This window comes from Curtobacterium sp. MCLR17_059 (assembly GCF_003234665.1).
In the GTDB taxonomy this organism is placed as follows: Bacteria; Actinomycetota; Actinomycetes; order Actinomycetales; family Microbacteriaceae; genus Curtobacterium; species Curtobacterium flaccumfaciens.
Map to the genome: position 1 here is coordinate 600,705 of NZ_QKSU01000001.1, position 19,760 is coordinate 620,464.

The 19,760-nt window shown below is 70.0% G+C and carries 20 protein-coding genes; 15 read left to right on the forward strand and 5 right to left on the reverse strand.

The window, feature by feature from the left end:
* Positions 1-10: 10 nt before the first annotated feature.
* From tsaB to DEJ12_RS17925, 4 genes are all read left to right on the forward strand, one after another.
* Positions 11-646, forward strand: coding sequence for a tRNA (adenosine(37)-N6)-threonylcarbamoyltransferase complex dimerization subunit type 1 TsaB (gene tsaB, locus DEJ12_RS03055; RefSeq protein WP_111028982.1), 636 nt, complete (start codon positions 11-13; stop codon positions 644-646).
* Complete coding sequence (gene rimI / locus DEJ12_RS03060) at positions 643-1,188, forward strand: ribosomal protein S18-alanine N-acetyltransferase (RefSeq protein WP_111028983.1); 546 nt, start codon at positions 643-645, stop codon at positions 1,186-1,188. The genes tsaB and rimI overlap by 4 nt, the downstream gene beginning before the upstream one ends.
* Positions 1,175-2,230 carry a tRNA (adenosine(37)-N6)-threonylcarbamoyltransferase complex transferase subunit TsaD gene (gene tsaD, locus DEJ12_RS03065; RefSeq protein WP_111028984.1) on the forward strand — a complete coding sequence of 352 codons (1,056 nt, stop codon included), beginning with the start codon at positions 1,175-1,177 and terminating at the stop codon, positions 2,228-2,230. Before rimI ends, tsaD begins: the two co-directional genes overlap by 14 nt.
* A gap of 86 nt (positions 2,231-2,316) precedes the next feature.
* Positions 2,317-3,069 carry a DUF4190 domain-containing protein gene (locus tag DEJ12_RS17925; protein WP_181432999.1) on the forward strand — a complete coding sequence of 251 codons (753 nt, stop codon included), beginning with the start codon at positions 2,317-2,319 and terminating at the stop codon, positions 3,067-3,069.
* 63 nt (positions 3,070-3,132) lie between these two features.
* Here DEJ12_RS17925 and DEJ12_RS03075 read toward each other — a convergent pair whose 3' ends face one another.
* Positions 3,133-4,335, reverse strand: a complete 1,203-nt coding sequence (locus DEJ12_RS03075; RefSeq protein WP_111028986.1) for a class I SAM-dependent methyltransferase — start codon at positions 4,333-4,335, stop codon at positions 3,133-3,135.
* Positions 4,336-4,495: 160 nt separating this feature from the next.
* Here DEJ12_RS03075 and groES point away from each other — a divergent pair, with 160 nt between their 5' ends.
* Together groES and rarD are read left to right on the forward strand one after the other, a co-directional pair.
* On the forward strand, positions 4,496-4,792 hold the full coding sequence (gene groES / locus DEJ12_RS03080) for a co-chaperone GroES (protein WP_017885484.1): 297 nt from the start codon (positions 4,496-4,498) through the stop codon (positions 4,790-4,792).
* A 165-nt stretch (positions 4,793-4,957) separates the two neighbouring features.
* The gene (gene rarD / locus DEJ12_RS03085) at positions 4,958-5,920 is read left to right on the forward strand and encodes an EamA family transporter RarD (protein WP_071406138.1); all 963 of its coding nucleotides are present in this window, start codon (positions 4,958-4,960) and stop codon (positions 5,918-5,920) included.
* Between the two features lie 99 nt (positions 5,921-6,019).
* Here rarD and DEJ12_RS03090 read toward each other — a convergent pair whose 3' ends face one another.
* Positions 6,020-7,348, reverse strand: coding sequence for an ABC transporter substrate-binding protein (locus tag DEJ12_RS03090; RefSeq protein ID WP_071404636.1), 1,329 nt, complete (start codon positions 7,346-7,348; stop codon positions 6,020-6,022).
* Between the two features lie 262 nt (positions 7,349-7,610).
* On the opposite strand from DEJ12_RS03090, the gene DEJ12_RS03095 reads away from it, so the two are divergent.
* Positions 7,611-8,411, forward strand: coding sequence for an SDR family oxidoreductase (locus tag DEJ12_RS03095; RefSeq protein WP_111029107.1), 801 nt, complete (start codon positions 7,611-7,613; stop codon positions 8,409-8,411).
* Positions 8,412-8,463: 52 nt separating this feature from the next.
* Here DEJ12_RS03095 and DEJ12_RS03100 read toward each other — a convergent pair whose 3' ends face one another.
* Positions 8,464-8,865: a VOC family protein gene (locus DEJ12_RS03100; RefSeq protein WP_111028987.1), complete on the reverse strand. Its 402-nt coding sequence runs from the start codon at positions 8,863-8,865 to the stop codon at positions 8,464-8,466.
* 75 nt (positions 8,866-8,940) lie between these two features.
* Positions 8,941-10,443, reverse strand: coding sequence for an IMP dehydrogenase (gene guaB, locus DEJ12_RS03105; RefSeq protein WP_071404638.1), 1,503 nt, complete (start codon positions 10,441-10,443; stop codon positions 8,941-8,943).
* Between the two features lie 326 nt (positions 10,444-10,769).
* On the opposite strand from guaB, the gene DEJ12_RS03110 reads away from it, so the two are divergent.
* The 7 genes from DEJ12_RS03110 to DEJ12_RS03140 all read left to right on the forward strand — a co-directional run bounded on the left by DEJ12_RS03110 (position 10,770) and on the right by DEJ12_RS03140 (position 18,423).
* Positions 10,770-12,080: a branched-chain amino acid ABC transporter permease gene (locus tag DEJ12_RS03110; protein WP_084740736.1), complete on the forward strand. Its 1,311-nt coding sequence runs from the start codon at positions 10,770-10,772 to the stop codon at positions 12,078-12,080.
* A 12-nt stretch (positions 12,081-12,092) separates the two neighbouring features.
* Entirely contained in the window at positions 12,093-13,079 is a 987-nt protein-coding gene (locus tag DEJ12_RS03115; protein WP_027466698.1) for a branched-chain amino acid ABC transporter permease, read from the forward strand.
* Positions 13,072-13,962, forward strand: coding sequence for an ABC transporter ATP-binding protein (locus DEJ12_RS03120; protein WP_027466697.1), 891 nt, complete (start codon positions 13,072-13,074; stop codon positions 13,960-13,962). The genes DEJ12_RS03115 and DEJ12_RS03120 overlap by 8 nt, the downstream gene beginning before the upstream one ends.
* The gene (locus DEJ12_RS03125; protein ID WP_027466696.1) at positions 13,959-14,765 is read left to right on the forward strand and encodes an ABC transporter ATP-binding protein; all 807 of its coding nucleotides are present in this window, start codon (positions 13,959-13,961) and stop codon (positions 14,763-14,765) included. Before DEJ12_RS03120 ends, DEJ12_RS03125 begins: the two co-directional genes overlap by 4 nt.
* 323 nt (positions 14,766-15,088) lie before the next feature.
* Complete coding sequence (locus DEJ12_RS03130; protein WP_027466695.1) at positions 15,089-15,280, forward strand: hypothetical protein; 192 nt, start codon at positions 15,089-15,091, stop codon at positions 15,278-15,280.
* Positions 15,281-15,355: 75 nt separating this feature from the next.
* Positions 15,356-16,474: a GuaB3 family IMP dehydrogenase-related protein gene (locus DEJ12_RS03135; protein WP_027466694.1), complete on the forward strand. Its 1,119-nt coding sequence runs from the start codon at positions 15,356-15,358 to the stop codon at positions 16,472-16,474.
* Positions 16,475-16,536: 62 nt separating this feature from the next.
* Positions 16,537-18,423 (forward strand): glycerol-3-phosphate dehydrogenase/oxidase, encoded by a 1,887-nt coding sequence (locus DEJ12_RS03140; RefSeq protein WP_111028988.1) that lies wholly within the window; start codon positions 16,537-16,539, stop codon positions 18,421-18,423.
* Between the two features lie 225 nt (positions 18,424-18,648).
* Here DEJ12_RS03140 and DEJ12_RS03145 read toward each other — a convergent pair whose 3' ends face one another.
* Positions 18,649-19,152 carry a hypothetical protein gene (locus DEJ12_RS03145; RefSeq protein ID WP_146244984.1) on the reverse strand — a complete coding sequence of 168 codons (504 nt, stop codon included), beginning with the start codon at positions 19,150-19,152 and terminating at the stop codon, positions 18,649-18,651.
* Between the two features lie 75 nt (positions 19,153-19,227).
* Between DEJ12_RS03145 and DEJ12_RS03150 the strand changes: the two genes are divergently transcribed.
* A complete protein-coding gene (locus DEJ12_RS03150; RefSeq protein WP_017885470.1) occupies positions 19,228-19,758 on the forward strand; it encodes a cation:proton antiporter regulatory subunit in 531 nt (176 codons plus the stop codon).
* The last annotated feature ends 2 nt before the right edge of the window (positions 19,759-19,760 follow it).

Consider the following 19,760-nt stretch of genomic DNA (forward strand, 5'->3'; position numbering starts at 1 on the left):
CGATGGACGGGTGCTGCTCGCGATCGATACCTCCGCCGGGACCTCCGTCGCCGTCGTCGACCCGGCCACCGGCCAGGCCCTCGCGACCCGCGACACCGAGGACAGCCGCCGGCACGCCGAGGTGATCGGCCCCTTCCTCGCCGAGACCCTCGCCGAGGCCGGCATCACCGGAGCCGACGTCACCGGCGTCGTCGCCGGCATGGGCCCGGGCCCCTTCACCGGCCTGCGCGTCGGAATCGCCGCCGCCCGCACCTTCGCCGCCGCTCGCGGCGTCCCCGTCCTGCCCCTCGTCAGCCACGACGCCGTCGCCCTCGACCAGCGGGACTCGGGGATCGCCGGTCCGTTCGTCGTCCTCACGGACGCCCGCCGCCGCGAGGTCTACTGGAGCGCCTACGACGCCGACGGCGTCCGCGTGGCCGGCCCCGGACTCGCCAAGCCCGCCGATCTCGACGACGCGATCCGCGCCTCCCGGCCCGCAGCGGTGCGCTGGGACCGCGTGACGGTTGCGTCCATCCCGGCCTGGAGGCTCGGCTCGCTCGCCGCGGACCGGCTCGCGTCCGGTGCGGCGTTCGACCAGGACACGCCCCTGTACCTGCGCGACCCCGACGTCACGGTGCCGGGTGCGCCGAAGCGGGTGAAGCAGTGACCCTGCCGGACGGGCTCCGCCTGCGGCGGGCACACCCGCAGGACCTCGACGACATCATGTGGCTCGAGCACGTCTCGTTCCCGACGGACGCCTGGTCGGCTTCGCAGATGTCCGGCGAGCTGTACTCACCGCACGGGTACTACGTCGTGATCGAGACGGTCGACGACACGTCCGCGCCGCTGGTCGTCGGGTACGCCGGGCTCTCGTCGCTCGCGGGCAACCCGGTCGCCGACGTGCAGACCATCGCCGTCGCCGCGGACCAGCGCGGCAAGGGGCTCGGGAGGGTCCTGTTCACGGAACTGCTTGACGAAGCGCAGCGCCGCGGTGTGCGCGAGGTGTTCCTCGAGGTGCGCGCGGACAACCCCGTGGCACAGGCGATGTACACGGCGTTCGGGTTCGAGCACATCGCGACCCGGCCGCGCTACTACCAACCGGACGGCGTCGACGCGTGGGTGATGCGGGCGGAACTGCCCGGCCCGGACGCCGAGCGGTCGTCCGGCGTCGGACCCATCGGACAGGAGGCCCTCGGTGAGCGCGACTGAACCACTGGTGCTCGGCATCGAGACCAGCTGCGACGAGACGGGCGTCGGCATCGTGCGGGGGAGCACCCTGCTGGCGAACGTGATCGCCTCGAGCATGGACGAGCACGCGCGCTACGGCGGGGTCGTGCCCGAGGTCGCCGCACGGGCCCACCTCGAGGCGATGACCCCGACGCTGCACGAGGCGCTCGAGCGTGCCGGCGTCACCCTCGACGAACTCGACGCCGTCGCAGTGACCGCCGGGCCGGGCCTGGCGGGGGCGCTCATGGTCGGGGTGGGCGCGGCGAAGGCGCTCGCCGTGGCCACGGGCAAGCCCCTGTACGGCGTGAACCACCTGGTCGGGCACGTCGGCGCCGACGTGCTGCGCGAGGACGGCAGTGGGATCGAGCTGCCGACGATCGCGCTGCTGGTCTCCGGTGGCCACACGTCGCTGCTGCTGGTGCGGGACCTGGTCGGCGACGTCGAACTGCTCGGCGAGACGATCGACGACGCGGCGGGCGAGGCGTTCGACAAGGTCGCGCGGCTGCTCGGCCTGCCCTACCCCGGCGGCCCGCAGATCGACCGTGCGGCGGCTGAGGGCGACCCGACGGCGATCCGGTTCCCCCGGGGACTGACGCTGCCGAAGGACATGGCCGCGCACCGGTACGACTTCTCGTTCTCGGGGCTCAAGACCGCCGTCGCACGGTGGGTCGAGCGCTGCCGCGACGAGGGCCGCGAGGTGCCGGTGGCCGACGTCGCCGCGAGCTTCCGCGAAGCCGTCGTCGACGTCCTGCTGACCAAGGCCCTGAACGCGTGCCGCGACACCGGCGTCGACCGGCTGCTGCTCGGTGGCGGGGTCGTCGCGAACGCCCGACTGCGACAGGTCGCCGAGGAGCGCTGCGCGGCCGCGGGCGTGCGGCTCCGGATCCCGCCGTTCGACCTGTGCACGGACAACGGCGCGATGATCGCCGCCGTCGGCGCCCGACTCGTGGCCGAGGGGCACGCGCCGAGCGACCTCGGCATCGCCGCCGACTCGACCCTGCCGGTGACGACCGTCCAGGTCTGACCAGTTCGGCCCCGGTCCTTCTTCGGGAGCCTGTGGGAGGATTCACACGGGCGTCGGAGAGACCGGACGCCCGAGAGGGGTGGACGGTGTCCGATCAGAACGAGTGGCCGAAGCCGGGCGAGACGCCGAACGGCCCGGCGAACGGACAGCCCGACGGCACGCCCGCCCCGGACGCCCCGCAGGCTCCTGACGCACCGCAGGCGCCGTCGGCCCCGGAAGCGCCCCAGAACCCGTACGGCCAGCAGCAGGACCCGTACGCGGCCCCACAGCAGCAGAACCCGTACGGCGCTCCGCAGCAGCCGCAGAACCCGTACGGTCAGCAGCAGCAGAACGCGTACGGGCAGCAGCAGAACCCCTACGCGGCACCGCAGGCTTCGTCGAACCCGTACGGGCAGCAGCAGCAGCAGAACGCGTACGGCGCCCCGCAGAACCCGTACGGCCAGCAGCAGAACCCGTACGCGCAGCAGCAGAACCCGTATGCGCAGCAGCAGCAGCCCTACGCGTCGAACCCGTACACGTACCAGCCCTACGCGCAGCGCCCGAAGACGAACGTCCTGTCGATCCTGTCGATCGTCTTCGCGTTCGGCGGCATCATCATCTGGCCGCTCATCATCCTGACGAGCCCGGCCGGCGCGATCATGGGCCACATCGCCCTCGGCAAGATCAAGCAGACCGGCGAGGGTGGCCGCGGCCTGGCGCTCGCCGGCATCATCGGTGGCTGGATCCTGACGGGCCTGTTCATCCTGATCGTCGCCCTGGTGTGGATCTCGATCGCGAACGCGTCGGACTACTCCGACTACTCCGACTACAGCTCGAACTCCGGCGCCTTCGTCAGCTGACGCAGCCGCTGACGCTGACGCTGCCGCTGGCGCGCTCGCAGCACCGCACGCGGCCCCCGGCCGTCAGCCGACCGTGTCGGTGAGCCGCTCGCACAGGATCGCCGTGTGGCGTCCCTCCAGGCGGGTGAGCACGAGCGTGACGCGACCCGATCCGCGCAACCGCAGCCGTTTGCGGAACTGCGCCGGGTCGACGTCGACGCCGCGCTTCTTGATCTCGACGGTGCCGATGCCGTCGGCGGCGAGCCGTGCGGCCAGTCGCTTGACGTCGAGCGGCATCGTGTCGAGCACCCGGAAACCCTGCGCGAAGGGGGTCGTGACGGCGCGGTCGGACGTGACGTAGGCGATGCCCTCGGACAGCATGTGCCCGTCGAGGCCTCGTGCCAGGTCGCCGATCAGCCGTGCGCGGATCACGGCGCCGTCGGGCTCGTACAGGTAGGCACCGAGCGGTCCGACCTCGGCGTCGTCGGCGTCGGCCGCTCCGGTCATCTCGGCGATGCCGTGTGCACCGATGACGGTCGCAGCGCGGCGGATCCCGGGGCGGGCGAGGGGGCCGAACCACAGGGCGAGCTCCACGACCTCGCGGTCGACGGAGGTCCACTGCGCCTCGGCGGTGTCCGGGATCAGGTCGCGGTCGATGCCCGGTCCGAGCTTCACGCCGGTCGGCGTCGTCGTCGCCGCGGCGAACACGGTGTCGAGCGAGGGCGACCAGTCGTCGGGGTCGGCGAGCCGGCGGGTGTCCGAGTGGCCGGAGGTGCGTCGTGCGGGGTCCATCCACACGCCGTCCACCGAGGACAGGTCGAAGGACGCGGCATCACCGAGCTCCACCCGCGCGTTCGGCCAGACCGCGAGGTTGTGGGTCGCGACGGCCGCCGTCACCTCGTCACGGTCGACGGCGGTGACGTCGAGGTCGAGCGCCGCCATCGCCATGGCGTCCCCGCCGATGCCGCAGCCGAGGTCGGCGACCCGGGTCAGGCCGGCCGCGGCGAAGCGTCCGGCGTGCTGGGCCGCGACCTGCAGCCGGGTGGCCTGCTCGAGCCCGGCCTCGGTGAAGAGCATGCGGGAGGCGAAGTCGCCGAACTTGCTACGGGCCTTCAGCCGCAGTTTCGCCTGGGTCAGCACCGCGGCGACCAGCCGGGGATCGTGTCCCTCGGCGCGCAGCCGGGACACCACGCGGACGATCTCGCCACCGTCGGAGACACCCGGGGTACGGTCGAGCAGGGCCATCCCGTCGGAGGTCAGCAGTGCGGTGAGTTCGGCGGCGTCCATGCGTCGATCCTCGCAGGTGCTGCGTGTTCTCCGGATGTGCTGGCACTCGGATTGACCGAGTGCCAGAGGCCCCCTAGAGTTGGCGTTGGCACTCTCCTGTGCGAAGTGCCAACCCGGTTTTCATCTGTACCGAGTCCGTACCGAGAAAGAAGAGGTCACCGTGGCCGTCAGCATCAAGCCGCTCGAGGATCGCATCGTCATCCGCCAGGTCGAGGCGGAGCAGACCACCGCTTCCGGTCTGGTCATCCCCGACACCGCGAAGGAGAAGCCCCAGGAGGGCGAGGTCGTCGCCGTGGGTCCGGGTCGCATCGACGACAACGGCAACCGCGTCCCGCTCGACGTCGCCGTGGGTGACAAGGTCATCTACTCCAAGTACGGCGGAACCGAGGTCAAGTACTCGGGCGAGGACCTGCTGGTCCTGTCGGCCCGCGATGTCCTCGCGGTCATCGTTCACTGAGTCGAGTACTCACCACGGACGCCCCGTCCGGCCTTCGGGCCGACGGGGCGTTCGTGCGTCCGGGGCCGGTCACCCGGGTGCGCCGGTCCTGATCGGTCCGCTATCACCTCGCCTGGAGGCCCGGTGCGCGTCCCACGCGTCGGCGGTCGTTCCTAGGATGGTTCCGTGAGTGAACCGAGTCCGGCGCGACCCGTCCGCAGCGAGGCATCCGTCGGCGTGGTGCAGGCCATCGTGGCCTACGGGCTCTGGGGGCTGATGCCGCTGCTCTTCGCGGCCATGGCCCCCGCGGCGGCGTTCGAGATCGTGTCGTGGCGGATCGTCTTCGGCCTGGTGTTCTGCGCGGTGGCGATCGCGGTGACCCGGTCGTGGCTCCGCACCCGCACCCTGATGGCCCAGCGCCGTGTGATGCTCGTGATGGGGCTCGCCGCCGTCCTGATCCTGGTCAACTGGACCGTCTACGTCCTCGCGACGACCACCGGCCACACCGTCGAGGCCGCGCTCGGCTACTTCATCAACCCGCTCGTCACCATCGCGCTCGGCGTCGTGGTCCTGCGCGAACGCCTGCGTCCGGCGCAGTGGGCGGCCGTCGGGCTGAGCGTCGTGGCGGTCGTCGTCATCGCGATCGGCTACGGGCAGATGCCGTGGATCTCGCTGGCCCTGGCGTTCTCGTTCGGACTGTACGGCCTGGTGAAGAAGCGGGTCGGCGGCACCGTGGACGCCCTGAGCGGCCTGACGATCGAGACCGTGTGGCTGCTGCCGATCGCGGTCGTGGCGCTGGTAGTGCTCGGTGTGACCGGGCTCGGTGGCGGCGTGACGTTCACGAGCGAGGGCTGGGGGCACGCGGTCATCACGGTGCTGACCGGGCCGGCGACCGCGGTGCCGCTGCTGCTCTTCGCGTCGTCGGCACGCCGGGTGAGCCTGTCGACGCTCGGGCTGACCCAGTACCTGGCGCCCGTGATGCAGCTGCTCGTCGGGGTGCTCGTGCAGCACGAGGAGATGTCGGCCGGACGCTGGTTCGGCTTCGGCATCGTGTGGCTCGCGCTCGTGGTGCTGACGGCGGACTCGTTCGCCGCCGCGCGGGCGTCCCGTCGCCGGGCGCTCGCACCCACCCAGGCCGAGCCGGTCTGACGGACGCACCACGGGCCTCCAGGCCGACGCCAAAGCGACAGGCCCCCACGGAAGTTCCGTGGGGGCCTGTCGCTTTCGCGAGCGGTGCTGGGCTGAGCCCTACTTCTTCACCGCACCCTGGATGGCGCTCTGGTAGACGGGCTTGTTGTCGCCGTCGAACTTGTAGATGCCGATGTAAGCGGCCGACGGGTCGTTGTTCTCGTCGAACGGACCGATGCCGGACGGGCCGGTGTAGTGGATGTCCTTGCCGTCGTCCAGGAGCGTCTTGCACTCCTTGAACGTGGCGCACTCGGTGCCGCCGTCAGCACCCGACACCGCAGCCATGTTGGCCTGGATGGTGCCGGAGTCGGTGCCCTTGCCCTTCACCGCGGCGAGGGCGGCGAGGACGGTGGCGTCGTAGGACTCCGCCGCGTACGAGTAGTCGGCGAGCGTCTTGCCCGACGAGTCCTTGTAGAACGCAGCGAGCTGCTTCTTGAAGTCGTCCTTCGGCGAGGCACCGGGGATGGTGCCCTGGGCACCGGTCAGGGTGCCCTTGTCGAAGTCCTTCGAGTAGTCCGCCGTGTTGCCGTCGGACATGTAGATCTTCGCCTCGTTGCCCTGCGAGACGAGCTCCGGGATGATCGACTTCGTCTCGTCGAAGGCCAAGACGACGATCGCGTCGGGCTTCGCGGCCAGGGCCGCGGTCACCTCGGACGAGAACGTGGTCTGGCCGGGCGGGAACTCCTGGCCCTCACCCTTGCCGCCGTAGACGACCTGGCCGCCCGACGCCTCGACCGCAGCCTGCACCGAGTTGCGGAGGCCGGTGCCGTACGTGTCGTTGAAGACCAGGAAGGCGACCTTCGCGTTGCCGTCACCGGTCACGAGCTGGCCGAGCGCGGAACCCTGCACCGAGTCCGGCGGTGCGGTCCGGTAGTAGTACGACGAGTAGCCGGAGAGGTCGGTCGCGGTGTTCGCGGGCGAGATCTCGACGATGCAGTTGCTCGTCAGCTGGTCGATGACGTTCAGCGTGACCGACGAGGACTCGGCACCGATCGCGACCGGCACCTTCGCGTTGACGAGCTTCGTCGCGGCCGAGCTCGACACGGTCATGTCGTTGCTGTCGCCGGAGTCGGTCGCCGGGTCGATCGTGACGTCCTTGTCGAGGACGCCGCCCGCGGCGTTGATGTCCTTGACGGCCAGGCCGACACCGGACTCGGCCGGCGGGTTGAGGTAGGCCAGCGAACCGGTCAGGGGCAGGATCGTGCCGATCTTCAGCGCGTCCGTACCGGGGGTGTCCGGGGCCTTGCAGCTGGCGGCGGGATCCTTCTTCGCATCGCTCGACGCCGAGCTCGAGGGGGAAGCACTGCCGGTGGTGGAACACGCGGCGAGGAGGACGGCTGCTGCGCCCGCCAACGCCAGTGCCGCGGTGGCACGGGTGGTTCTGATCATCCGTGGAGCCCTTTCTCTGCGCGGAGGCTGTGCCGCTTCGGGTGAATGCGACGCCTCCACTGGATGTCGAGAAACGTAGGGTCCATGTGTTTCGCCCGTGTGACGGGGCGGTACGCAAAGGTGTTTCGTTACCGAGCCGTGACGTTCCTGTGCGCAGGGACAGGGATCGGCGCAGGAGCGACGGTGCCGTCGTGGCGACCCGACCTGCGCCAGGCGGATGGTCCGGCAGGGCGCCCGGGAGGCCCGGCGTACGTTCCGCCGCATGAGCGACTTCCAGCCCACCACAGCCATCGTCACCGGCTCCGAATCCGGGATCGGCCGTGCGACCGCCGTCGCACTCGCCGAAGCCGGCATGGACGTCGGCATCACCTTCCTGTCCGAACCCGACCGTGCCGAGGAGACCGCGGAGGAGGTCCGGAAGATCGGCCGTCGTGCCTTCGTCGAGCAGATCGACGTCTCCGACCTCGCCGGGGCGGCCGCCGTCGTCGACCGCCTCGTCTCGCAGCTGGGCGGCGTCGACGTCTTCGTGGCCGACGCCGGCACCGGCGACAACGCCCCGTTCCTCGAGATGACCCTCGACCAGTGGCGCCACACGGTGTCGACCGACCTCGACGGCGCCTTCGTCACGATGCAGGCCGCCGCGAAGCACATGGTGCAGGCCGGCGCCGGCGGCCGGATCATCGGCATCACGAGCGTGCACGAGCACCAGCCCCGCTACGGCTCGAGCGCCTACGACGCCGCGAAGCACGGTCTCGGCGGCCTGCTGAAGACCATGGCGATCGAGCTCGCCGAACACGGCATCACCGTGAACGCCGTCGCCCCCGGCGAGATCGCCACCCGGATGACCGGCGCCGAGGACGAGGACCCGCACACCATCGACCGCCCCGGTGTGCCACTCGGCCGTCCGGGCAACGCGTGGGAGATCGCGGCAGCCGTGGCGTTCCTGGCCTCGCGTGCGTCGTCCTACATCACCGGGGTGTCCCTGCCGGTGGACGGCGGGATGCTGCAGATGGGCCCGCACGGTGGCTCGCACATCACGTCGAACGACTGGCGTTCGGCGTAGTGGCTCGGCCGGAGGCCCGGCGGCCCGGCCAGCGGGCCGGTCGCCGGGTCGGTCAGCTCTGCGTGACGGCTTCTTCGTCGAGTTCGGCCTGGGACCGCAGGACGCAGAACTCGTTGCCCTCCGGGTCGGCGAAGACCACCCATCCGCCGTCCGGGTGGCGCAGGTCGGCGAGCTCCACGGCACCGATGCCGCGGAGCCGCTCGACCTCTTCGTCGCGGGTGCGGTCGGTGGGGCGCAGGTCGAAGTGGATCCGGTTCTTCACGGTCTTCACCTCGGGCACCTGGATGAAGAGCACGGTGTGGGACCGGTCGGGTGCCGTGATCTCGCACTCCTCGTGCCCGGGCGCGTTCGGGTCGTCGGGCAGATCGACGTACCCGAGCACCTGCTTCCACCACTCGGACTGGGCGTAGGCGTCGCGGGAGTCGATCGTGGTGTGTGAGACGGCGCTGACCATGCGGCGACACTACCGCCGGGGAATGCAGCACGCCCCCGCTCCACAGGGGAACGGAGGCGTGCTGTCGAACGCTGTCTAGCTGCGGTAGTTCGGCGCCTCGACGACCATCTGGACGTCGTGCGGGTGGGACTCCTTGAGCCCCGCCGCCGTGATGCGGACGAACTTGCCACGGGCCTTCAGCTCGGGGATCGTGCGACCGCCGACGTAGAACATCGACTGCCGCAGCCCACCGGTGAGCTGGTAGACGACGTTGCCGACCGAACCGCGGTAGGGCACCTGGCCCTCGATGCCCTCGGGGATGAGCTTGTCGTCGTTCGGCACGTCCGCCTGGAAGTAGCGGTCCTTCGAGTACGAGGTCTTCTTGCCACGGGTCTGCAGGGCCCCGAGGGACCCCATGCCGCGGTAGGCCTTGAACTGCTTGCCGCCCACGAAGACCAGGTCACCGGGGGACTCGTCGGTGCCGGCGAGCAGCGAGCCGAGCATGACGGTGTCGGCACCGGCAACCAGGGCCTTCGCGATGTCACCCGAGTACTGCAGGCCACCGTCGGCGATGATCGGCACACCGGCTTCACGTGCGGCGAGGGAGGCCTCGTACACGGCGGTCACCTGCGGCACACCGACACCGGCGACGACGCGCGTGGTGCAGATGGAGCCCGGGCCGACACCGACCTTGACGGCGTCCACACCGGCGTCGATGAGCGCCTGGGCGCCCGCGCGGGTGGCGACGTTGCCGCCGATGACGTCGATCGCGTCGAACGTCGGGTCGGCCTTGAGGCGGCGGACCATGTCGAGCACGCCTTCGCTCTCACCGTTGGCGGTGTCGACGACGAGCACGTCGACGCCGGCGTCACGCAGGGCCTCGGCACGCTGCCAGGCGTCGCCGAAGAAGCCGATCGCGGCACCGACGCGGAGTCGGCCCTCGTCGTCCTTCGTGGCGTCCGGGTACTGCTCGCTCTTGTCGAAGTCCTTGACGGTGATGAGGCCGCGGAGCTTGCCGTCGGCGTCGACCAGCGGCAGCTTCTCGATCTTGTGCTGCGCGAAGATGGCGATCGCCTCTTCGGGGTCGATGCCCTCCATCGCGGTGATCAGCGGGGCCTTCGTCATCACGTCGCGCACGTACGTGGTGGCCTGCTCGAACGTGGCCACGAAGCGCATGTCGCGGTTCGTGATGATGCCGACGAGGGTGCCGTCCTGCTCGACGACCGGCAGGCCGGAGACGCGGAACTGGCCGCAGAGCGCGTCCACCTCGGCCACGGTGGCGTCCGGGGTGGTGGTCACCGGGTTGGTGATCATGCCCGACTCGGAGCGCTTGACCTTGTCGACGTAGGCAGCCTGGTCCTCGATGGACAGGTTGCGGTGCAGGATCCCGATGCCGCCCTGGCGCGCCATGGCGATGGCCATGCGGGCTTCGGTGACGGTGTCCATCGCGGCGGAGAGCAGCGGGACGTTGACGGAGATCCGCTTGGTGAGCCGGGACGCCGTGGACGCCTCGCTCGGGATGACGTCGGTGTGCCCGGGCAGCAGCATGACGTCGTCGTACGTGAGTCCGATGAATCCGAACGGATCCGGCTGGTCCATGGGTCCCCTTCGTGGGCGAGTGAAGTGTCGAGACACCGGGAACACGACGACGGGTTCCGGATAGGACATGGTAACGCGAGCGGCTGTCGCCGCATTCCGCCTGGAGGCACGGATCGCGCCCGCCTCGGAGCATTCCTCCACAACGTCACAGTTCGGGTACGAATCACACAGGGAACGTGTTGGAAACACGGGTGTCACAAAATCCCCATAGGTTCCTCGTCATCCGAACGAGAGGCTCTTCCGTGGGATCCATCACTCCTCCGGGACGGGCGCAGCCGCGCCTGTTCCGCCTCCGCCACGCACGACGACGACCGGTCCTGGCGGCCGTGCTCGTCGCCGCGTTCCTGGCGACCTTCCTGATCGACTGGGCGGTCACCCTGCCGGCCTTCAGTGCCACCTCGGCACCGGCCACCAGCCAGGCGTGCACCGTCAGCCCCGACAACGGGTGCATCCAGGGCACGATCACCGACTCCGAGCGTGAGCCGGCCGAGGGCGTCGACGTCGACGTGACCGGCCCGAGCGGCTTCGACCAGACGGCCACGACCAACGGCGACGGCCGCTGGTCCGTCAGCGTCGACACGGCCGGCGAGTACACGGTGAGCGTCGACCAGGGCACCCTGCCGAAGGGTCAGTACCTGACGAACGCCGCCGACGCCGATCGCAAGGTGCAGGCCACCCTGAACGCCAACGTCGGGCAGATCTTCCAGCTGTCCGACCAGAAGGGCGCCACGACCTCGACGGACTCGTCGGGTGTGAGCATCCAGCGGGCCTGGCAGCAGTTCGCCTCCGGCCTCAGGCTCGGGCTGCTCATCGCCCTGGCGTCGATCGGGCTCTCGCTCATCTACGGCACGACGGGGCTGTCGAGCTTCTCGCACGGTGAGCAGGTCACCCTCGGCGGTCTGCTGGCGTACGTGTTCGCCAACCAACTCGGCTGGAACATCTGGGTCACCGGGATCGTCGTCACGCTGTTGTGCGCCGCGACCGGGTACCTGCAGGACGCCGCGATCTGGCGCCCACTCCGGCGACGGCGCATCAGCCTCACGCAGCTCATGATCGTGACGATCGGTTTGTCGATCGCCGCCCAGTACGCGTTCCAGTACTTCTTCGGTGCCTCGACGGTCCGCATCCAGCAGGGCAACCCGGAGACCGTGCGGTTCGCCGGCGTCACCCTGACGGTGCAGTCCTACGTCGCCATGGGGATCGCGCTCGTGGTCCTCGTCGCGACCGGGCTCTTCCTGGCGAAGACGCGCTTCGGCCGGGCGACCCGCGCCGTGTCGGACAACCCGGCGCTCGCCGCGGCCTCCGGCATCGACGTCGACCGGGTGATCCGCTTCGTGTGGACGCTCGCCGCCGGCCTCGCGGGGCTCTCCGGCGTGATGCTCGGACTCGTCCTGAACGGCGTGAACTGGCAGACCGGGCTCCAGCTGCTCCTGCTCATGTTCGCGTCGGTCACGCTCGGCGGCCTCGGCACCGCGTACGGCGCCCTGGTCGGCTCGATGATCATCGGCGTCGTCGTGGAGCTCACGAACCTGGTGCTCCCCGGTGACTTCAAGTACGCCACCGCCCTCGTCATCCTCATCCTCATCCTGCTGTTCCGGCCGCAGGGCATCTTCGGCCGCGCCGAGCGGATCGGCTAAGGGAGCACGCGCATGGACTACATCCTCAACCTGCTGTCCTCGCTCACCCAGGAGGCACTCGCCCCGACCACGGCGGCGTTCGCGCTGGCCGCGATCGGCCTGAACGTGCACTTCGGGCTCACCGGCCTCGTGAACATGGGCCAGGCGGCGTTCCTGCTGCTCGGCGCCTACGGCTTCGCGATCTCGATCACGAACGGACTGCCGTTCGTGATGGCGGTCCTCATCGCCCTGCTCGTCGCGATCGTGTTCGCGATCATCCTCGGCATCCCGACCCTGCGGTTGCGCGGCGACTACCTGGCGATCGTCACGATCTCCGGCGCCGAGATCATCCGCATGGTGGGCCGCTCGAGCCTGCTCACCTCGACCACGGGTGGCTCGAACGGCATCACCGGGTCGAGCTACCGCGACCCGTTCACCGCCCTCAGCCCGCTGCCCGACGGCACCACCACGATCCTGTGGTTCACGTACGCGAACAACGGCGTCAACGGCTGGTGGATCCGCATCGCGGCGTGGGCCATGGTCGCCCTGTTCACCCTGGTGCTCTTCCTGCTCATGCGCAGCCCGTGGGGCCGCGTGGTGAAGGCGATCCGCGAGGACGAGGACGCCGTCCGCTCGCTCGGCAAGAACGTCTACTCGTACAAGATGCAGGCGCTCGTGTTCGGTGGGGCGCTCGGTGCGATCGCGGGCATCATCTACGTGCTGCCGAGTTCGGTGCAACCGGACGCCATGGGCCGCTCGATGACGTTCTTCATCTGGACGGCGCTCATCCTCGGTGGTGCGGCGACGGTGTTCGGACCGGTGCTCGGAGCCGTGCTCTTCTTCGTCGTCCGGCTCTTCATCCGCACGCTGGCCGGCGACTTCATCCCCGACTCGATCATGAACGCGCAGCAGGCCGAGCAGTTCTCGTACGTGCTCGTCGGCGTCGCACTCATGCTGCTCATCGTGTTCCGTCCACAGGGGTTGCTCGGCAACAAGAAGGAGCTGACGTTCAGTGTCTGAGACCTACGGCCACCCCAAGGCCGACCCGATCCTCACCGTCGACGACGTCACCCGCCGCTTCGGGGGCATGACCGCCGTGGACGTCGACCACCTCGAGGTCCAGCGCGGCTCCATCACGGCCCTCATCGGCCCGAATGGCGCGGGCAAGACCACGTTCTTCAACCTGCTCACCGGGTTCGACAAGCCGAGCCCCGGAGCGAAGACGCAGTTCAACGGCGCCACGCTGCAGAAGACGAGCGCGACGCACATCGCGAACAAGGGCATGGTCCGCACCTTCCAGCTGACCAAGGCGCTGTCCCGGCTCACCGTGATGCAGAACATGCTCCTCGGCGCCCGCGACCAGCCCGGCGAGAACTTCTTCGCCGCCCTGGTCAAGCCGGTGTGGGCGAAGCGCGAGCGCGAGATCACGGCCAAGGCCGAGGACCTGCTCGCCCGGTTCAAGCTCGACACCAAGGCCGACGACTACGCCGGTTCGTTGTCCGGCGGGCAGCGGAAGCTGCTCGAGATGGCCCGGGCGCTGATGTCCGACCCGACGATGATCATGCTCGACGAGCCGATGGCCGGTGTGAACCCCGCGCTCACCCAGTCGCTCCTCGGGCACATCCAGTCCCTGCGCGACGACGGCATGACCGTGCTCTTCGTCGAGCACGACATGCACATGGTCCGGCACATCTCGGACTGGGTGGTCGTGATGGCCGAGGGCAAGGTCGTGGCCGAGGGCCCGGCGGACACGGTGATGGACGACCAGGCCGTGATCGACGCCTACCTCGGTGCGCACCACGACACCGACCTGGGTGACGACTCGCTCCTCACCGAGGAGACCTTCGAGGAACTGGCGGAGGAAGTCGCCGAAGAGGACGCAGCAGAGGAGACGACCCGATGACGGACGCAACGGACCCCACGAACGCGAGCAGTGCCTCCAGTCCGTCCCCGGCGGCCACGCTGGAACGCGAGCCGGTGCTCAGCGCGAAGAACCTCGTCGCGGGCTACCTGCCGGGCGTGAACATCCTGAACGGCTGCGACCTGGACTGCTACCCGGGCGAGCTCATCGGCATCATCGGGCCGAACGGTGCGGGCAAGTCGACGCTCCTGAAGGCGCTGTTCGGGCTCGTGTCCATCCGCGAGGGTTCGGTGACCCTGCAGGGTGACGACATCACGAACCTCAAGGCGAACAAGCTCGTGCAGGCCGGTGTCGGCTTCGTGCCGCAGACGAACAACGTGTTCCCCTCGCTGTCCATCGAGGAGAACCTGCAGATGGGGCTGTACCTGCGGCCCCGGAAGTTCGCCGAGCGGCTCGAGGTCATCTACGACCTGTTCCCGGTCCTCGCGCAGCGGCGCAACCAGCGGGCCGGATCGCTCTCGGGTGGTGAGCGGCAGTCCGTCGCGATGGCCCGTGCGCTGATGATGGACCCGAAGGTGCTGCTGCTCGACGAGCCGAGCGCCGGACTGTCCCCCGTGCGTCAGGACGAGACGTTCCTGCGGACCCGCCGGATCAACAAGGCCGGTGTGTCGATCATCATGGTGGAGCAGAACGCGCGACGCTGTCTGCAGATCTGCGATCGTGGGTACGTGCTCGACCAGGGGAAGAACGCGTACTCGGGCACCGGGAAGGAACTCGCTGACGACCCTAAGGTCATCGAGCTCTACCTGGGGACGCTCGCCAAGGACGTCGACGCACAGCGCTAGCGCTGTCGTCGGCTACGGGTACCGCTGTGGGGGTGGTATCCGTGACGGGTGGGGCCGTGCGTGGTCGCTTCGCGCCGCACGGCCCCGCTCCTGTACCCGGCCAGGAGGCGCGGCTCGCCCCTGGTTGCATGGCTGTGGTCGCATGACGCCGTCGTGTTCCGTCGACGCCGCGGTCCCGTCGAGACGCCTCGGAATTCGGCGGCGTCTCGACGGCGTGGCGGTGTCCTGCGCTGACGACGGCGTCTTCCGTTGACGACGGCGTCGCCCGTCGCACCCGGCCAGGAGGCGCGGCTCGCCCCGCGCGGGTCGGTATCGTTCCGCGGGTGCGCACCTCCGGACCCCTCGTGCTCGACGCCCTCGTCTGGCTCGTGTTCATCGCGCTCTTCGTCGGGGCGGCGCTGCTCGTCAAGGTCGCGGCCGTGCTGCTCGTCGTCCTCGTGGTGCTCGCGCTCCTGCTCGGCTTCGTGCTGCGGGCGCTCCGGAAGCGCCGACGGGCCCCGCGGCGTCCGCGCTGACGGCTCCGCCGTGACGTCTCCGCCCGCACCGTCCGGCCCGTGCACGCCGCAGAGCCCGCCCGGTAGGCTGTCCGGGTGAGCGAAGTCGAGATCGGTGCAGGCAAGCGCGGACGTCGGGCGTACGCGTTCGACGACATCGCGGTGGTCCCCTCCAGGCGGACGCGTGACCCGCGCGACGTCAGCGTGCAGTGGTCGATCGACGCGTTCACGTTCGCGTCGCCGATCCTGTCGGCGCCGATGGACTCCGTGTCCTCGCCGGCGACGGTCATCCAGATGGGCAAGCTCGGCATCCTCGGTGTGCTCGACCTCGAAGGTCTGTGGACCCGCTACGAGGACCCGACCCCGTACTACGACGAGATCAAGTCGCTCACCGACGGCAACGTCACGAAGCGCATGCAGGAGATCTACTCCGAGCCGATCAAGGCCGAGCTGATCACCGCACGCCTGGCCGAGATCCGCGCAGCCGGGGTGCCGGTCGCCGGTTCGCTCAGCCCGCAGCGCACCCAGGAGTTCTCGAAGACGGTCGTCGACGCCGGTGTCGACCTGTTCGTCATCCGCGGCACCACGGTCTCCGCCGAGCACGTCTCCCAGACCGAGGAACCCCTCAACCTCAAGAAGTTCATCTACGAGCTCGACGTCCCGGTGATCGTGGGCGGTGCCTCGACGTACACGTCGGCGCTGCACCTCATGCGCACCGGTGCCGCCGGTGTGCTCGTCGGCTTCGGTGGCGGCGCAGCGTCGACCACCCGTGCCGCGCTCGGCATCCACGCCCCGATGGCGACCGCCGTCGCGGACGTCGCCGGTGCCCGTCGTGACTACCTCGACGAGTCGGGCGGCCGGTACGTGCACGTCATCGCCGACGGCGGGCTCGACACCGCGGGCGACATCGTCAAGGCCATCGCCGTTGGCGCCGACGCCGTCATGCTCGGCACCGCGCTCGCCCGCGCGACCGAGGCCCCGGGTGGCGGCTACCACTGGGGTGCCGAGGCGCACCACCCCGAGCTGCCCCGCGGCCGCCGGGTCGAGGTGGGCACGATCGCCCCGCTCGAGAACGTCCTGAACGGTCCGACGCCGACCCACGACGGCCGCGCGAACCTGGTCGGTGCCCTCCGCCGCTCGATGGCGACGACGGGATACTCCGACGCCAAGGAGTTCCAGCGAGTAGAAGTGGTCGTGGCGCCGTACCACCAGTGACGGTGGCACCCGGGCACGAACCCGGGTGACGCCACGGCGCCGACCGTGACCCGGAGGCGACGATGGCCAAGTCCAGCACGACGAAGCAGACCAGCACGGCCGGACGTCCGCGTGACGTCGCGCCCGGCGTGGGGTTCGACCCCGCGGCGAAGCTCGGGCCGGACGAACGTGCGGCCGCGATCGAGACGCTGAAGACCAAGGAGCTCGACGTCCTGGTCGTCGGCGGCGGCATCGTCGGTGCGGGCAGCGCGCTCGACGCCGTGACCCGCGGTCTGAGCGTCGGCATCGTCGAGGCCCGCGACTGGGGCTCGGGGACGTCGAGCCGTTCGTCGAAGCTCGTGCACGGCGGCATCCGCTACCTCGAGCAGCTCAACTTCGCACTCGTCCGCGAGGCCCTCATCGAGCGCGGCCTGCTGCTCCAGCGCATCGCCCCGCACCTGGTGAAGCCCGTGCGCTTCCTCTACCCGCTCAACCACCGGGTCTGGGAGCGCTTCTACATCGGGATCGGCATGGCGATGTACGACGTGTTCAGCTGGTCCGGCGGCCGTCCGCCCGGCGTCCCGCACCACCGGCACCTCAGCCGGAAGCAGGTGCTCAGGAACATGCCCGGGCTCAAGAAGGACGCCTTCGTCGGCGGCATGACCTACTACGACGCCCAGGTCGACGACGCGCGCTACGTCGCGTCGCTCGTGCGCACCGCGGCCTCGTACGGCGCCGAGGCAGCGAGTCGCGTCCGCATCGAGGGGTTCATCAAGGTCGGGGAGCGCGTGGTCGGCGCGCAGGCCCACGATATCCAGACCGGCGAGCGGTTCGAGATCCGCGCGAAGCAGGTCGTCAACGCCACCGGTGTCTGGACCGACGACACCCAGGCGATGATCGGCACCCGCGGTCAGTTCAAGGTGCGGGCGTCGAAGGGCGTCCACCTCGTCATCCCCCGTGACCGGTTCCAGTCGAACACGGGCTTGATCCTGCGCACCGAGAAGAGCGTGCTCTTCGTCATCCCGTGGGGCCGGCACTGGCTCGTCGGCACGACCGACACCGACTGGTACCTCGACAAGGCGCACCCGGCAGCGACCGCGGCGGACATCGACTACATCCTCGAGCACGTCAACAAGGTGCTCGCCGTCCCGCTCACCCGCGAGGACGTCGAGGGCGTCTACGCCGGCCTCCGCCCGCTGCTGGCGGGGGAGTCCGACCAGACCTCGCAGCTCAGCCGCGAGCACGTCGTCGCGCACACCGTGCCCGGGCTCGTCGTGGTCGCCGGCGGCAAGTGGACGACGTACCGCGTGATGGGCAAGGACGCCATCGACGAGGCCGTCGCAGCCATGGACGGCAGGATCCCCGAGTCGACGACCGAGGACATTCCGCTCCTCGGTGCCGAGGGCTACCCCGCCGCGTGGAACCGACGCGCCCGCACCGCACGGAGCTTCAACGTGCACAAGGTCCGCATCGAGCACCTGCTCAACCGCTACGGCACCCTCGCGACCGAGGTGCTGCAGCTCGTCGAGCAGGACCCGGCACTCGCCGAGCCGCTGCCGGGGGCCGATGACTACATCGGCGCCGAGGTCGTCTACGCCGCCTCGCACGAGGGCGCCCTGCACCTGGAGGACGTCCTCGCCCGCCGAACCCGCATCTCCATCGAGGCCTGGGACCGCGGCGAGTCAGCAGCGCCCGTCGCCGCGAAGCTCATGGCGGACGTGCTCGGCTGGGACCAGGAGACGACCGAGCACGAGGTCGCGAACTACCTGAAGCGCGTCGCCGCCGAGCGGGAGTCGCAGCTGCAGCCCGACGACGAGAGCGCGGACCGCGCACGGCTCGAGGCCCCGGACATCGCGTTCGGCTTCGACGAGGACGACGTGGTCGTGGGCGGCGGTCGCTCGGACGGTGCCGAGGGCGCGAAGGCGTCCGACGAGCAGGTGGTGGGGGAGAAGACGAGCGAGCCGGAGTAGCGAGGCCAGCAGACGCCGTCGTGTCGCCGAGACGCCGGCGTCTGCGGGTTGAACAAGGCGCCGTCGTGTCGTGTTGACGCCGTCTGGTCGTCGAGACGCCGCCCGATCCGGCGGCGTCTCGGTGTCGACGAGGCGTCTCGACAAGACGACGGCGTCTTGCGGAGTCCACCCGTGCCTCCAGACCGGAAGGACGGAGGACCGGACTGGAGGCCCGTGGTGCGTCCGTCAGGCGGCGTGCGCCCGCAGGGCGGCGCGGCGCACGTGCGCCGCCTGGCCGACCACGAGCACCACCGGGATCCCGATCAGCGCGACGAGGCTCGTCACGTACAGCACGCCCGACCAGATCGTGTGGGCACCGCCGCCGACCCCGTAGGCGTCCGCGACGTCCATGCCGAGGGCGATCGCCGCCACGAACGACATCGGCGTCCCCATCACGACGACGGCGAGCAGCACTGCCGCGATGACGTGCGCCCTCGCCCGGGTGATGAGCAGCAGGACCGACAGCCCCGCGGCGAACAGGACACCGACGACGGCGATCCCGATGACGGTCGCGATGTCCGCTCCGACCGCGAAGCCCTGCTCCGAGAGCTCGGCGTGGATCTCCGCCAGGGTCGCACCGGGGACCGCGGCGAGCGGGTCCAACACCAGTGCGTTCACCGCCAGCAGTGATGCGTACAGCGTCACGACCAGCACCCCGACGACGGCCACGACGATCCGTGTTCTCCCCATCCACAGAACAGTAGCGGGAGGAATGCGCGGGACCACCGGGTGGTTAGCATGGGGGTACTCGAAGAGGGAGCCATCATGGTCGACGTCCATCGCGTCAAACTCCCCGGAGTCGGCGTGCTGCACAGCTTCTACACCGACGACGGTGGCAAGTGCGGTGTCATCACGCACCGGTCGGGGCACTCCGACCTCATCTCGTTCGCCGACGTCTCCGACGGCGCGGACAAGTCCGAGAAGGTCTCGCTTCGTCTCAGCGAGGACGAAGCGCACACGCTCGCCGAACTGCTCGGCGGCACCCGGATCACCGAGGGCCTCGACAAGCTCGACGAGATCCCTGGATTGTCCATCGACTGGTTCTCCGTCGACTACGACGACGCCATCGCGGGCAAGCCACTCGGCGACCTGCACGACTCGGGCTTCATCGGCCTGACCGTCGTCGCCGTGGTCCGTGGCGACAGCGCCAACCCGGCGCCCTCGTCGGACTTCGTCGTCTTCCCCGGAGACACGATCGTCGTCGCCGGATCCCCCGAGAAGGTCGCCAAGGCGTTCTCCTTCTACCGCAGCGGAGAGCTTGCGGCCGCCTCGGCCGAGGCCCCGCGGAAGAGCTAGCG